Source organism: Enterobacter cloacae complex sp. OE43NF (genome assembly GCF_023544405.1).
Taxonomy (GTDB): domain Bacteria; phylum Pseudomonadota; class Gammaproteobacteria; order Enterobacterales; family Enterobacteriaceae; genus Enterobacter; species Enterobacter cloacae.
Map to the genome: position 1 here is coordinate 1 of NZ_JAMJFW010000064.1, position 16,137 is coordinate 16,137.

Here is a 16,137-nt window from a genome sequence, read left to right on the forward strand (position 1 = left end):
GAAACTCTTAAAGGCCATGCCATCGACCCGCGGGCCAATACCGGTTAAATAAACCCGGGCATTGCACCCGGCCAGCCATTGAACATCCAGGTCGGCCTGGTCGAGTGCATCGTCAATCAGACGATAAAGCAGATCTAATGCGCTATCATCCGTATGATCCAGCGTGGCAATATGTTTATTGCCATCGAACCCACATTTAATTGCCTCGTCGTCGGATTTAAACCAGGGCTTTCTTTCAACGCGTTTGCCCAGCTTCAGATTTTGAATAAGCTGAAGACTGTCTTCGGCAAACGGCAGACAAGAACTGAACCCCGAAATGATAGCGGCATTATCCACAATATTATCCTTTAATCACAAACGCGTAGTAGTTACCGCCTTCCGTCGCACCCACCAGCAATACGTGCTTCAGGGCAAGTTTTAACGGTTCACGAACGAAGTTAATTCGCTTATCGAAAAACTCGACGGTATGAGGAATAGCGGGAACCGCCTGCGTTTTAAAACAGTCAATGATGACGGCCAGGTTAAGCAGTCCGGCAGCAGACGCGACAAAGCCAAAGCAGGCGTTGTAGTTCACGACCGGTACGTCCGGTTTTGCCTGGGCGAAGGTGGCGTAAATCGCATCGATTTCAATGCGTGAGCTCTCATCGCTACCGTTGCTGGTACCACAGACCAGGTCGATCTCCTGCGCCGTTACACCGGCATCCGCCAGCGCACGGGCGATAGCCAGCGCCATGGAGGAGGATTTCTCGTCCCGCTGAGAGGCATCAAAATAGCTGTTGCTACAGGCTTTACCGTAACCGGCCACTTCCGCCAGCACTTCTGCACCACGCGCGGCTGCACGCTGCGGATCTTCCAGCAGCAACATGCAGGCACCTTCGCCAGGAATGTAACCCTTCGGATCGTTACCGTAGATCTGATATTCCCTGGCGTCGGAGGTCATATGCAGCTTGCGGGTTACGGCGTCCATATAGAGTGACATGGACGGGAAATACTCGTCCGCGCCGCCCACCAGCACCTGCGGCTGCAGATCCTGACGCACGATTTCGTAGCCGTAGGTTAATGCGCCTAATGCCGCATTCTCGCCGGTCGCCAGCGTAGTGGTGTAGCCCTTGATCCCTTCCGAAATACCGCAGAACGTCGGGATGGAGTTCATCAACGATCCCGGGAATTCAGAGGTTCTGACTTTACGTGGGTCTGGCTTAAGGCTCTGCAGATATTTGTAGGTCGTCTCCTGCGGGCCACTGGACATTCCCATGACCATGCCAAGCTCATCGCCATCACGCTTGATTCTACGCTTCGCCTGCTCCAGCGCTTCGGACAGGGCAATTAATGCGAACGTACCGCCACGCGTGGCCTTGCGAGGGTCAAAGCGGCGCAGATGTTTACGCGGTTCCAGCCCGGAAACCTGGAAGGTCTTAAAGTGTTCATTCGCTTCCGGCAGCGTTTCGGCCAGCGCGTTGAAATCGTCACCAAACAGCGCTTCGAACTGACGGGTGGTTTCCAGCACATCCAGTAACTCTTTCGCCTCTTCCAGCGTGTCTTCCGGGAAGGTGACGCCGCCCAGCTCAACGGTATGGTTCTGTTGCCATACGTTGTCGAGGATCTCGTGAACGGTGTGGCCAATCGCGGAAACGGCACCCAGGCCGGTGATCGCCACGCGCTTTTCGTCGTAGGTACTGACCGGGATCGAACAAGGCTCCATGCTAATAATCATGCTGCAGTTGTTACCGCCGAAGGCATAATTGTTCTTCATGAAGAGGTTGATTTTCTGGTCACGGAAGTCGTTTGGCACGTAATCCAGATCGCAGTTTGGACGCGCGTTGGTGAAGTTCAGCGTCGGCAGCACGCGGTTATCCGGCAGCGTGACCAGGCAGGCGATCAGTTCGACGATCCCCGCCGCGCCGATGTTATGACCAAAATAAGACTTGGTAGAGCTCACCAACAGTTTCTCATTGTTGGCAAACACCTTTTTCATCGCCAGCGTTTCGATACGATCGTTGGCTTCTGTTCCGGTACCGTGGGCGTTGACGTATTCGATCTGATCCGGGGTAACGCCGGCATTTTCCATCGCCTTATGCATCACCTGTACCGCGCCGCTGGCGCGTGGATCCGGTCCGGTTTCGTGGAACGCATCGCAGGAGGTGGCATAAGAGAGAATTTCACCGTAAATGGTGGCGCCACGTGCGACAGCATGTTCGTACTCTTCAAGCACGATCGCCCCGGCCCCTTCACCGATGGACATACCCGAATTGCCGGAGAACGGCGTGCAGGCGTCCGGATGCATCACGTTCAGGGCATAAAAGCCCGCGAAGGTGGGCAGGTAGATAGGTTCTGTCCCGACGGCAAGCATGGTTTTGCTTTTGCCGTTCTGGATGTAGTCAAACGCCATGCCGACCGCGTTAGGGCTGGCCGTACAGGCGGTCGCGACCAGTTCAACACCGCCCTGTAACCCAAGCAGCGTGGAGACGCTGGAACAGCAGGAGGAGAAACCGCCAGAGAACAGCGCCTTACGCAGGGAAAAGTCTTCCATGCGTTGCTCAAACAGCGGCAGAAATGCCTCGGTCCCGGCAGACGACACGCCGACGATTAAACCGGTTTCTTTGAGGTGCGCTTTATTCTCAGCCAGTCCCGCCTGATTCAGCGCATCTTTACCCACTTTGTAGGCCCAGAGTGCGGCATTATCCAGGGAGGCGATAACGTCGTCCGGTAATTCCGAATAGTCAATGTCATGCAAGACTTCAGCGGCTCTGGCGTTTTCAAACCATTTTGAAAAACGCACGCTGTCCGTGACGCCATTTTTTTTATTCAGTAAGGCGTTTCTGAAATCCTGCAGGTTTTCAGCCAGCGAAGAGAGAATACCGATCCCGGTAATGACAACCCGTTTTCTGTTTGTCTTCATAAATATATGTACCGCCATGTACAGGCAATGAGCAGCGAAAAGGATCCGTGGTGTTATTCCCACGGATTCGCTTCTCGCTGTTTCGATTAATAATTACAGTGCGCTTTTCGCTTTAGAGGCATCCACAAAACTGTGTTCAGTTGGATTAACCAGCATGCTCAGGTTATAAATAAATGGCATACCTTTGGTTTTCGCGGCTACCGTTTCAGAGCGCGTTTGAATAGCAAAGCCGCTAATATCAGACCATGCATATTCATTGTCGATCAGCGCCAGGGCAATAAAGCACTGCAGGGCTGGAGAATAGATAGCCTTAGCGACTTTCCCTACCACCTGATCCTCAACCAGTACGTTATCGCCGGATTCAATGCCTGAACATTCGCCCTCGACAATCATGCCGATCACCTTGCGTGCGCCTTCGCGGTGAGAGAGCTCTTCGGCCGCGTCTTTACCCACAAAGCCCTCTTTGTCGTACTGCACAGCCCATTGCAACTGCAGCTCTACCGGATTGAGGTTGTACTCAGCCCACAGCGCGTCATCCCAGCCTGGGTTTTCGATACGTACAATTTTCTGGTAGTCCAGCCCACCGGTCTGCAGCAGGTATTTGCCGCCGTGCTCCAGCAGTTGCTGCCACTGATCCAGCAGCTGTTCCTGCTGGCCAACAACCATATAGGCGAATTCACCGTGTTTACCGCAGCGGAATACCATCAGCTCGTCGTCGGTATTCATGTACTCGTAATAAGGCAGACCAATCACGTCGAAACCGTGGATTTCAGACATCAGTTCCCAGGAGTACGGCCCTTCTACCATGATCGCGCCCCAGTTCTGCTCGCGCATGTCAGCAATTTCAGGGGTTTCCTGGATATCCAGTTCGTCGACTTTTTCCAGAAGGGCGTTCAGGCCAGCGATAATTTCCGCCGCCGGAATATTCTCGGACATGATGTAATAGCCGTCGGATGAGCAGAGCACATACACATCACCGCGCACCGTACCGTCTTCATTCAGTACCAGCGAGTAGATCCCTTGCTCGTCACGGATAATGGAGACATCGGCAGAGACAAAATAATTCACCAGTGCCCAGGCATCATCACCCATCACGCTGACAATGGACATGTGTGAATAGTCCACCAGCAGGGCATTTTCACGTACGGCTTTATATTCCACCATCGGATCGTGATAGGCAGAAGGAACGTTGGCATTGTTGTAAATGCCCATTTTCGCATTGTTTTTTAAATGAAAATCATAAAGAGACTTCATAACGTGATCCTGTTATTCGCAATGATAAATTAAGCTTTTTTCTTCTGGATGATAAACGTCGCCAGATTGTTGATACTTCTCATATAAGAAGGATCATCGCTTTCGCTCACTTTGATATCGAAAACTTTATCCAGCATGACCACGATTTCCGTTGCATCAACGGAGTCCAGTTTTAAACCATTACCAAACAGGGCGGTATCATCATCAATTTGAGACTCATCGCGCTGAATATTTAAACGCTGAATAATCTCAGTTTTAATTGTCATCAGCACGTCCTTGCGCTGGTCAATTTCGTTTTTCATTGTAGACATGGTTTTAACTCTCTCAGGGGTTTACTTTGTTTCGCGGAAATTAATAATGGTGCCATGGCTGATTAACCGCTTGCCGACGTTAGCCGTCACGGAATAATGCTTAAAGCCATGGGCATCAGAAAATGCCAGCTTGCTGGTCACTTCAATCGAATCACCTGGGTAGGCAATATCTTTAAATTTCAAATTCTGGGCCGCCAGAACACCGCGAACCTGCGCGCGGCGCGTGCGAATGATCTCCCGCATCTCGTCACGCTGAATGAGCGCATGAATATCGCGTAACGATTTCAGTTCCGTGCCGTATGTCTGGTTGTAGATATCGCAAATATCGGTGAGGAACGAGAGATACTCGCTGGCCTGACCAAAAATCTCAGAAATAATAACCCCAGGCATGATCGGATCGTCCGGGAAATGTCCGAGCAAATAGGGCTCGTTGTAAGTGATGTGTTTGGTCACCTTCACAAAGCCATTTTCGCCATATTTGAAGTCATCAATTCTGTCGACCATCAGCAGCGGCTGACGCCAGCCGCCCATTTCCAGAAAGATCTTCGAGGGGATAACGTATTTAGACATAAATCACCGCATCACCAGGCCGCCATCGATAACGATGGTTTGACCCACAATGTAGCTGGAGGCAGTGGAGCCCAGATAAACGACGGTATTGGCAACCTCGTCGCATTTACCCAGACGACGTAATGGAATAGATGCCGTTACGCCACGCACCACCGTGCGGGATACTTTTTTCACCATTTTGGATTCAATCATCCCCGGCGCGATGGCATTTACGCGCACGCCATACGGCGCCAGTTCAGCCGCCAGCGTGCGGGTGAATCCCAGGATTGCGCCCTTCGACGCGCTGTAGTTCGCCTGCCCGACGCTTGGGATAATGGCCGCAATGGAGGCCACATTGATGATGGCCGGGTTTTCTGCGGAGCGCAGCAGCATTAAGGCTTCTTTCGTCAGACGGAAAATGCTGAACAGGTTGGTGTCTACCACCTGGCTGAAGTCATCAAAGCTCATCGAGGCAAACAGGCTGTCTTTTACAATCCCGGCGTTGTTAACCAGCACATCAAGCTTGCCCGCTTCCTCGGTCAGGCGTGAACAGAGTGCAGTGACACTCTGCGCATCGGCGAGATCGCACTGAATGACAGTGAGCTTGCTTCCTGCCGGATGCGTTTCTTTCAGTTCCGTTAATTGCGTGGCATTGGATTTATACAGCGCATAAACATCGCAATTCTGGTCAAGAAATTTAGCGCAGATCGCCAGGCCAATATCACCACTGGCGCCGGTGACCAGAACCGTCTTTTCCTTAAGATCATTGTATTGATACATAATATTCACAATTAGTTAGGTTAATAAAGTATGACAACGGCTGTCGCATAGTGCTGACAATGCGAAATACTGAGCGAGGCATTCGCCATCTGCTTTTCAATAAGCAACTCTTTGACTCGCCCAGAGAAAATCAGATGGGGACAACCCAATTCGTCATGGTTTATTTCAATATCCTTAAAGGTGATGCCGTCGCGATATCCACAGCCAAGCGCCTTAACGACCGCCTCTTTTGCGGCCCAGAAACCTGATGCGCGTTCATAGTTAGGATCTTCCCGGTTAATTTTTATATTTTCTTGCGGGGTAAAGACGCGCTGTAAAAAATCGCTTTGCCAGTTTGTTATCGCTCGCTGTATGCGCGAAACTTCCACAATGTCCGTGCCGATACGCATTTATCGTGCTTCCCTTTCAAAGCTGATAAGAAAGATTCAGATTAAAATTAAATTTATTCACGTCCATGCTGCCAGGATATTTAACCGGCATGGAGACTGATGAATCGTACGCCAGGCTTTTCACATTCCCCTGAATACCCAGGGTGCTGCCGACGATAATCTCTTCGCCATAGACACTGTCCCGTCTTATATGACCGGCATCTACGCCAACATAATAATTTGCGTTCATTCCTCGCACCGGGCGATAGAATGTATTTTGCAGGTAGTACCCGCTGTTCCCGGTCAGGCCAACGCTGTTTTCAAACCCGCGCACGCTCCAGCGATCGCCCATCGTCATTTGATCCTGCAGCGTCAGCTCACGCGGTGCGTATTGCGCCAAAAAAAAAGCGCTATAGGCGGTTTGAGAAAATTGTCGGGTATAGCGACTTTCCACATTCACCAGCTGACTGACGGGACTGACATTGCCATACACCATATCCGGCGTTTTTTCGGCGCCGAACCAGGTGACAAAACGCTGCCAGGATACCGTTGAATCCCAGTGTGCATTTGCCAGCTGCTGCGTGTAATTCACGCCAAACCTGACGTTATCCATGTCACGCTTCTGTAAGACAAGTTCCTCGCCATTAAGGGTATAACTGGCTTTTCGACGGATCAGCTCGGCATTCCCCGTCACCTTCCGGCTTTTATCCCGGTAGACCGTGCGCGTCGCCTTCACGCTGCCGTACTCACTCTTACCGGCGTAATCCACTGTGGTGTAGTAGAGCGGTATCGCCTGACGCGACTTGCTGCTGCTATAAAACAGCGAATAGTTCCAGTAGCCTACCGGCAGGGCATAGTAACCACTTACACTCTGATACTGACCCGTCGTGCTCTTCGTTCCGGCGAGATAAAACAGATCGCTAAACCGGGCGATGTTATAGAGATAGCCCACCACAGAGGTCAGGTGTTCTCCTGTCGCTTTATCGCCCCAGTTGTTATAGCTCGCCCGCACGCTCCACTGTTTTTCCCGGTTGGTGCTGATGCGAATGGTGCTATACCCGTGCTTTGTACCCGGCTCGATATTGATCTTCACATCCACGCCGGGTTCTTGCTGCAGGTTTTCCAGACCCTGCTCGATATCGCGAATATTAAGGATGTCCTCTTTCGCAAACGGCAGCATCCATGGATTAATATCATTATGCTCGACAATAATTTTTTCTATTTTCCCCGCATTGACGTCAAGCTTCAGCGTGCCAGACGAAATATTCTGCGAAGGGATCGTAATGCGGGTCGTGATGTAACCGGCATCGATATAAAAATCCTGTAACGCGGCGGCAATTTTCACCACACCGATGCTGCCCACGCAGCGTCCGACGATCTCTTTTTTTATCGCCTTTTCGGTTTTACGTTTCAAAAAATCATTATCAAGAACAAGTGCTTTAAGGGTAAAACAGTTTTTCTCCTCAGGTAATTTGTCCAGTCTAAATACTTTACGTTCGGTGCTGGAGAAAACATCCTGCCGATACACCTTGTGTTCTTTGAAAGTATTTAGATCTGCATTTTGCTGCTGTTTAATCAGGGCATTAATATCGTCAACTGCAAACGCTTGAGACGACATTACCAGCAATGACAGTAAAAATTTAAATCGCAGTTCCATTCACTTTCTCAGAAAAAAAGGCAGCAGGGTCTCGTGCTGACTTTGCGCTATCAGACAATAGCTGCTGCCTTTTGTTACACCTTTAGATTACATACCAACAATCGTGCCGGTATTGGTCACTTTATTGGTAATCAGTTCCATACCGTATAAGCCACCAAATACTGCATCCTGACCGCTGTTTGTCACGTTATTCGCAGTGACACCCGCAACGCCATAAGTCAGCATATTGAGGTAGTTATAGATATTCCCTGCTGTTTTCACAGACAGCGTATAATCGCTCACAATATTACCGCGGTTGTTAATGTCGGCACCGGCATTAATCACGATATTCTGTGCAAGGATATTGACGTTGGCATTATTGGTAACATGACGCTGAGTATCAATTTTCGCGCTAGCCACACCCACGATGTCTTTAAAGTTCTCAACACCGTTCAGGGCATTAATCGCCAGAGCGTTACCTGAAGAGATTGCATTGCGGTTAGTCAGTGCACCTTTCAGGATAGTGAAGTTCAGATCGCCTTTACCGCTGATCCAACCGTAGTTGGTGACGTTGTTATCAACCGTCAGATTGAGATTCTTATCTGACGCGATAACGCCGGTCGCCGTGTTGCTCTCCATGCTGCCATCGCTGTAGTTGTTCAGCGTACCCGCAGTGATATCCAGGTTGCCTGCACTGTAGGTGGTGGCATAGTTGTTATAGAACGTACCGGCCGCTTTGATGATGGCGTCAGCGCCGCTCACCAGCATAGCGCGGGTGTTGTCCAGCGTCCCTTTAGACAGCACGCTCAGCGCACCGTTATCAGCGATGATGCTACTGTTGTTGTTGTAGACGTTTTGACCGGAAACCGCGACACCTTCACGGCCAATCATGCCACCCACATCGCCCGTCACACCGAAGGTTTCGCCATGATTACGTACGAAGTTGTTACCGTCACGGTTTTCAACATTCCCTGCCGCGTTCACGGAGAGCTTTTTGTCTGCCACGATCATGGCAGTGTTGTTGTAAACCGCGCCTTTGGACTCGACGGTGACATTCTTACCGGCAATCAGACCGTTGTTGTTATCAACGGTATTGGCAGCCAGCTTGATATCACCCGTCTGAGAAAGGACGGAACCACGGTTGCTGTCGAAATACCCCGTCAGCGCCAGATCGATATTGCCGTAAGCGGCAACCCGACCGTAGTCGTTGTTCAGACGGTTCGCTTTCAGCGCAATATCGCTACCGGACAGGAGCTGGCCGTAGTAGTTATCTACGGTGCCACCCGCATTGATAGTGATATCGCCAGTCTCAGAGCTGATTTCGCCGCGGCTGTTGCTCACATTCCCGGCCGCTGTCAGCGTGACATCACCCACCGCTTTGATTTTACGCGAGGCGTTATCAATGTTATTGGCACTTAAGGCAATGTCACCATAGCTGATCATATTCAGATCGTTATAGATATTGCCTTTAGCGCTCATCGCCAGGCTGCTGTCAGCCACGATATTGCCACGGTTGTTAATATCATAGACCGCAGAGATCGTGACCTTATCACCCACCATATTGCTGTTGGAGTTGTTGGTCACACCACGCTGGCTGTTCACCACCAGATGCTCGCCCGCGGCGATATCTTTCAGGTTTTCAACCCCGGTCTGTGCAGACACGGTCAGAGACTTCTCAGCGGAGAGCGTATTACGGTTAGTTAAAGAACCGTTCAGAATATTGAGAATGGCATCACCGAGGCTGCTGATCCAGCCATAGTTGGTGAAGCTGTTCTTCACATTCATGGTCAGTTTTTTATCTGCCGCGATAACGCCAGTGGCGTTGTTATCTTCCAGCGCACCGTTGCTGTAGTTGCTCACGCTGTTCGCATCAATCAGCAGGTCGCCCATACTGTAGATGGTTGCGTAGTTGTTCGTCAGGGTGCTTCCCGCTTTGATGGAGGCATCCCCGCCGCTGACCAGCAACGAACGCGCGTTATCAATGCTGCCTCGTGCCTGCATTGTAAGCGGGCCATTTTCAGCAATGATGCGGCTTTCGCCGTTATAGATATAGTTCCCGGACAGCGAGACACCTTCTTTACCAACCATACCGCCGTTCTGCTGCGGCATGCCGAAGTAGGTACCAAATGTGGATCCGAAATCGATACCGTAACGGTTTTCGATGTTATCGCCTGCAGTGACGCTCAATACCTTACTGGCAACGATGAACGCGATGTTGTTGTTCACCCCTGCGTTGGCATTAATGGTGACGTTTTGTCCCATAATGAAGCCACCGCGGTTGTTCAGGGCATTCGATGACAGGGCAACATCCCCTTCTTCAGAGCTGAAGACGCCGATGTAGTTGGTGATGTTTCCACCCACAGCGGCACTCACACCGGTACGACCCGCAACACCGCCGTTGTCGTTACGCATAGAGGCCGCTTTGGCAATCACCTTGCTGTTTGAGTTCAGTTTGCCCGAGTAGTTATCAATCGCGCCGGCACTTTCAAGGGAGATATCGCCATTTGACGCCATCTGCCCGCCGTTGTTATTGATGCTGTTCGCGGCAATCTGCACGCCCTTCTCAGCGATAATGCCTAACGAGTCATTGCTGGCGGTATCTGCGGTTTTGGTCGCGCCGTTGTTAATCGTACCTTTCGCGGCAATCTTGGTGAAACCGCCCGCAGAACGGATCATGCCCCGGTTGTTATCGACGTTACCGCCGCTCACCACGTTCACATCGCCCAGGGAGTCGACTAAACCGCTGTTGTTGTTCACAGCAGCAGATTCAAGACCCACATACCCGCCCTTGATCTGGCCGTTGCTGTTATTCAGGGTACCGGTTTTTAACGCCACGATACCGGCTTCAATACCGACAGTATTCCCTTTACCGTAGTTGGTTAAGGTGTTGCCGTTGGTATCCGCAGCCAGCATGCCTGCCGCCGCCATTTTGCCGTTGGTGTTATCAATGGCGCCGCTATTAACATAGAGGTCTCCCATTGTCGAAATGTTGCCTGAACGGCTGTTGTTGAGGCTGTTTTTATTGGTGTCCAGCGCGATGGTACCCACAGAGGTAATATCCCCGGTGACGTTGCTCAGTGCGCCGTTGGTTTTAATATTGATCTGACCAGAGGACTCAATGCGCGCAGTGTTGTTCAGCAACTGACCGTTAGCGTCAATATTTACGCCGTTGATGCCACCCGCAATAATGCCCTGGTTACGCACGCCGACACCGCTTTCGGTGCTGACGAGGTTAATCTTATTGGCATACATACCACCCAGCGCAGCAACGTCAATGCTGTTGGCATTACGCGTTCCGGCTGCGGTTACTGAACCGGTCACCTGACCTGCAGCGTTAACGTAGTTATTACCGGCGACAACGTTCAGCTCGTTAGCTGTCACTTTATCGGTCACGACAACATTGCGAGACAAAATTTCCGTCGGGCTGGCGTTATTCAGTTTACCCAGCGTAATGGTGCCACCGTTAACAGAATAACCGGCTAACTGATCGTTCTGAATATCCGGCGTACCGGTTGTCAGGGTCAGTTTACTGGTGTTAATGGAGCCGCCACCGTTAACGGTAATACCGTTCGGGTTAGCAATAATTAAATCGGCTTTATCGCCGGCCACTTCCATCATGCCGTTAATCGCAGAGGCATTTTTAGACGTGACTTCGTTCAGGATGACTTTCGCCGTCCCGGACGTCAGGTTGCTGTTCCCCTGAATCTTACCCGCCAGAACGGTATTTGATTCAGTCATGCTGTTATTGAAGATAAGCCCATTCTTATCAACGTTTAAGTTGTCATACACATTATGAGAAAGCCCCTTATCGTTGGCTTTATTAATGTTAATGACAGGCACATTCCCGGCAGTATAAACCACGCCGTTCTTGATGTTGATCTCTGCTGAGTGCGCAACAATTGGCAGAGCGAGTAGCACAGAAGCGGCAACAGGATGCCACTTCAACTCGAGTTGAAAGACTTTATTTTTATTACTATTCATTTAATCGACTCTTTATTTCGGAATCATTACATTTTTTCAAAATATAACATCACCACTCTAAATAACTACTTCACATCCGTTGATTACTGTTTATCCCCCCTTGTGGTTCCCTGATGGTTCATTAATTTAGATTTTAAGAGCATTCCTTGGTATTAATTCTGGCATTTTTATCTGGAATTAGCATTCAGACTGCATTACATAACGGGAACTTTTAACCAGGAACAAGTCCACAGGCATTAGGAATATTACACATTCCCGGCCTGTCAAGACTTATTCCTTAAAAGAAGAGAGATGAATTACTCCTGGTATGAGTAATCGCCATAGCTATAGGTGGCCGAAGCGCGTTTTTCAACGCCGTTGAATATGACCCCCTGGATGGCAATCCCGTTTTGATTGAATCGACGCAGCCCCGCTTCCACCTCCTGGACCGAGTTCTGTTCGAACCTGACGACCATCAGAGACGTTGAGGCAAATCGGCCAATAATCGCGGCATCCGTAACGCTCAGAATAGGCGGCGTATCGAGAATAATGACATCGTATTGCGCTGAACAGGCGTCAACGAGTGTCTGGAATTTCTCCGTCATAAACAACTCGGCGGGGTTATTGACCATTCTTCCCCGGCCAATAAAATCGACGCCCTGGTACTCTGTCTCTTCTATCACCTGGGACACCGCCACATTCGCTGAGAGATAATCAGCAAGCCCGGCATGGCCTTCCGCCTGGGAGAAGATGCTGTGCAAATATCCCCTTCTCAGATCGCAATCAACCAGCAGCACCCGTGAACCGGCCTGCGCCATCAGCACCGCCAGGTTTGAACTGACGAAGGATTTACCCACTCCCGGAGAGGTGCCTGAAATCATTAATATTTTATTTTCTGACTTCAGCATGGCGAAATGAAGGCTGGTCCGCAGCCCTCTTATCGCTTCGACCGCCAGCGAGGTTGGCGACGATTTCACTAACAGCTCATCAGACTGATAGGTGGTAATCGCCCGGCAGCGTCTGCTCTTTGTCAGTTCAGGTGCCAGCGGTACGACGGCGTGGACAGGGATGCCCCGTTTTTCCAGCTCCGCGGGTTGTTTGATCCCTTTAATTAACATGTTGCGTAGCAGAATCACACCGGAGGCGAACAGGAAGCCCAACAGCGCCGACAGGATGACAATCAACGTTTTTTTCGGTTTAATCGGCTTATGCTGCGTGACGGCATTGTCAATAATACGAACATTGCCCAGCGTGCTGGCCTTATTGATACTGAGTTCATGCTGCTTATTCAACAGCACCATATAGATATCATTTCCCATCTGCACATCACGGGTCATGCTCAAAATTTCTTGCTGAGTCCGCGGCATCGTACTGATACGTTGATTGAGTTTCTCTTTCTCTTCCTGCAGTACCGCACGTTTTTCTGATAGCGCTTTATAAGCCGGATGCGAACGTTTATAGAGCTTTGATATTTCAGCTTCTTTAAAGGTTAATTCATTCAGTTGGGTATCAATGGACACCACGTTGTCTAAAATGAATTTCGCTTCAAGGGATAAATCCACCGACTCATTATTCTTTCTGAAATCATTGAGTTTCGTTTCTGCCGTCACCAGATTGTTTTTGATTTGCAGTAATTGTTCGTTCACAAAGGCCAGACTCTTGCTGGCCTCTTCTGACTTACGCTCAACGTCCTGGGCAAGATAATTGTGGCTGATGGTTTCAAGGATTTTACTGATCATGACCGGATCGGTGCCGGTCATGCTCAGATGCAGCATCCCATTGCCACCGGATTTTCCATCCACGACGATATTGTTTTTGATCTCATCAATTACCGAATATTCATTGTGCTTACGTAAAATGAACACGGTGTCCTGGGTCAGTTCGGCACGTTCAAACATAAAATCAATGCCGTGCGCGTGAAGAGGAACCCCCACTTTACCGTGCAAAACGGCCTCGCCGACCTGCAGGGTGTACTCACCCGCAGCAGTTATCGTCAGGATCAACGCTTCGTTCAGGAACTCCTCGGGGACAGTTAAGGTTGAAACCTCAATGTTACCCGTGGGTTTACCAAGCAGGCGCAGGAGCAGGCCATTCGCAAACGGATAGCGTTTTTCAGTCACGGAGATATCCAGCCCCAGATCGCGCACGGTTTTACCGATCACCATCCGCGATTTAATTAACGAAATTTCAGATTCTGAAGCGACCCCGGAACCTTCAGGCAGCATCGTAGAGAGCTTATTCAACAGCCCCGTAGATGCATTTCTCTCAACCTGAATTAACGCATCACTTTTATAGACCGGCGCTAATGTGTAAGCAATAACGATACCGAAAGCGATAAACAGTAATGTCGTCGCCGCTATCCAGACCTTACTGTAATATAAGACTTTGAGGAGTTGAACGATGTCAATATCCTCCTGCCGCGGAACATTATCGGTTTGCGAATTGCTAATCTGTTTGTCAAACATGCTCTAATCAGCCCTGATTATTTAACCTGCTGGAAAACCTTGACCCATTCTTCGGCAGCGGAAAAAAGTTGTTGAAAAATAACACCTGAGATATCTCGACCCCGACGATAAGGATCAGGAATTTCCATTTGCTGGAGCCAATATCCGAATAAAAATGTCTTTCCCCGGGCTTCCATTGCCAGGCGGGTCACGGCTTCAATATGGTTTTGCTCCATGGTCAGAATCAAATCATATTCACGACACATCAGCGGTGTAAGTTGTTTGGCACAATGACCCTCTAACGAGAGGCCATTCTCACGTGCAGTGTTAACCATTACGGGATCTGCCGCTTCCCCCGTTAACGCAGCAATCCCGGCGGAATCTACGATCATATTGGGCAAGCGTGAACGCAAAATGCGTTCCCCCACCGGGGAACGACAAATATTGCCTGTGCAGACGACAAGAATGGACTGATACCTGCCATTCATATCAATTACTCCAGTTTCTGATGAAGCGCGTCGTTTCAGTCAGGCTGTAGACACCACTAATGGTTGGCATTAATTGATTAATGACTCTGTTCCAGCGCGCAATCGGTGCGGTCGTCACATACACAATATCGTACGGCTTGAGCCTGAATTCGGTGCCAAGCACCAGCGCCGTCGCATCCCTGGCATCAAGCTGATAAATATTTGCCTGTTTTCCCTTTGACGCATCCGGTTTGTTTTCCGAACGGATCACAAAAATACCGCTGGCATCACTGGTTAATTGATTCATGCCCTCCGCATTACCCAACGCTTCGGTCAGCGTCATGCCTGAGCGATCCATTTTCATGGTGGTTTGCTTCACCACATCGCCCATGACAAAGACTTTTAGATCATCATTACGCGGGATATACAGAATATCGCCGGAATAGAGCAGCCTGTTCTGCTGCAGGTCGCCATACTGCATAAGCGCTTGCAGCGAAATGATTGATTTTTTACCCCCCTGGGTTAAAACAGCATTCCCCCAGTCTGCGTTTTCAGTCAGCCCACCCGCCAGATTAACCGCATCAATGATGGTCAATGGAACGTTAGTGATGGGCTGCTGCCCGGACTGATTAACTTCACCAGAGACATACACTTTCTGAGAGCGAAACGCGGCAATCCCCACATCGACCTGTGGGGACTCAATGTATTTCGCCAGATGTTCGGTAATCAGCTCTCTGACTTCAGTGACCGTTTTATCCTTAACATGGATTTTCCCGATGTACGGATAAAAAATAGTGCCGTCTGAATGGACCCAGTTTCCCGTATCGCTGGCGCTACGATACTGGCCAGACGGGGTGGTAAGCTCAGGATGTTCCCACACCGTGACCATAATGATGTCACCAACCCCAATACGGTACTCATACGCTTCGAGTCGTTTATTCAGCTCCGCATTGGCGTGGGCGACCACGACGTTTTCACGTAATTTCTCAATCAGCGCCGGCGTAACGGGGTAAACATTCACCTTTACGTCATTGATATTATCGGGGTCGGGCGTTTCGACAACCGTTTTTCCGTCGGTATCAATATGGCTTCCGGGGGTTATCTGACACCCTGCCAGTAAAAATAGCGTGGTGAAAATAAACAGAGCTGGCAATTTTCTCATACTTTTCTTTATGCCATTTCGGTGAAATGACATTTCCTTATAATTAATCAATCACCCATGGTGGTGCAGAGAGAATGAAGCGTGGCATTCCACAATTGATTAAATGATAAACCTTAAAAGTATGCATGTCCTGTAGACGTAGAGTAATCCTAACCCCTGACATCTCTTTCTTATCATTAATATAGAAAGCGGTCCAATCATCAGGCACGTAAACAATTCCCATTTATGCGGGGACTATTCTCACATATTAACCCTGAGACATCGTGTAAAATGAAAATATATACATACCGTATCATAAGATCGTTAG

The 16,137-nt window shown here is 49.8% G+C and carries 11 protein-coding genes and 1 pseudogene; all 12 read right to left on the reverse strand.

Annotated elements, in window-relative coordinates:
* Positions 1–336, reverse strand: a pseudogene (locus tag M8370_RS21010) (beta-ketoacyl synthase); the annotation flags it as partial.
* A gap of 4 nt (positions 337–340) precedes the next feature.
* Positions 341–2,899 (reverse strand): beta-ketoacyl-[acyl-carrier-protein] synthase family protein, encoded by a 2,559-nt coding sequence (locus tag M8370_RS21015; RefSeq protein WP_250021676.1) that lies wholly within the window; start codon positions 2,897–2,899, stop codon positions 341–343.
* Between the two features lie 93 nt (positions 2,900–2,992).
* Positions 2,993–4,153 (reverse strand): aminomethyl transferase family protein, encoded by a 1,161-nt coding sequence (locus tag M8370_RS21020; protein WP_250021677.1) that lies wholly within the window; start codon positions 4,151–4,153, stop codon positions 2,993–2,995.
* Between the two features lie 29 nt (positions 4,154–4,182).
* The gene (locus M8370_RS21025) at positions 4,183–4,464 is read right to left on the reverse strand and encodes an acyl carrier protein (protein ID WP_013095701.1); all 282 of its coding nucleotides are present in this window, start codon (positions 4,462–4,464) and stop codon (positions 4,183–4,185) included.
* Between the two features lie 21 nt (positions 4,465–4,485).
* Positions 4,486–5,034, reverse strand: coding sequence for a 3-hydroxyacyl-ACP dehydratase FabZ family protein (locus M8370_RS21030; RefSeq protein ID WP_013095700.1), 549 nt, complete (start codon positions 5,032–5,034; stop codon positions 4,486–4,488).
* A 3-nt stretch (positions 5,035–5,037) separates the two neighbouring features.
* Positions 5,038–5,793 carry an SDR family oxidoreductase gene (locus tag M8370_RS21035; RefSeq protein WP_045295521.1) on the reverse strand — a complete coding sequence of 252 codons (756 nt, stop codon included), beginning with the start codon at positions 5,791–5,793 and terminating at the stop codon, positions 5,038–5,040.
* A 20-nt stretch (positions 5,794–5,813) separates the two neighbouring features.
* On the reverse strand, positions 5,814–6,182 hold the full coding sequence (gene acpS / locus M8370_RS21040) for a holo-ACP synthase (protein WP_014830751.1): 369 nt from the start codon (positions 6,180–6,182) through the stop codon (positions 5,814–5,816).
* Between the two features lie 16 nt (positions 6,183–6,198).
* A complete protein-coding gene (locus M8370_RS21045) occupies positions 6,199–7,575 on the reverse strand; it encodes a ShlB/FhaC/HecB family hemolysin secretion/activation protein (protein WP_235837682.1) in 1,377 nt (458 codons plus the stop codon).
* A 330-nt stretch (positions 7,576–7,905) separates the two neighbouring features.
* On the reverse strand, positions 7,906–11,778 hold the full coding sequence (locus M8370_RS21050; protein WP_250021678.1) for a two-partner secretion domain-containing protein: 3,873 nt from the start codon (positions 11,776–11,778) through the stop codon (positions 7,906–7,908).
* A 296-nt stretch (positions 11,779–12,074) separates the two neighbouring features.
* The gene (locus M8370_RS21055) at positions 12,075–14,222 is read right to left on the reverse strand and encodes a polysaccharide biosynthesis tyrosine autokinase (RefSeq protein ID WP_250021679.1); all 2,148 of its coding nucleotides are present in this window, start codon (positions 14,220–14,222) and stop codon (positions 12,075–12,077) included.
* 17 nt (positions 14,223–14,239) lie between these two features.
* Positions 14,240–14,689: an arsenate reductase/protein-tyrosine-phosphatase family protein gene (locus M8370_RS21060; protein WP_114519359.1), complete on the reverse strand. Its 450-nt coding sequence runs from the start codon at positions 14,687–14,689 to the stop codon at positions 14,240–14,242.
* Between the two features lies 1 nt (position 14,690).
* Positions 14,691–15,830: a polysaccharide export protein gene (locus M8370_RS21065; RefSeq protein WP_013095696.1), complete on the reverse strand. Its 1,140-nt coding sequence runs from the start codon at positions 15,828–15,830 to the stop codon at positions 14,691–14,693.
* Between the last annotated feature and the right edge of the window lie 307 nt (positions 15,831–16,137).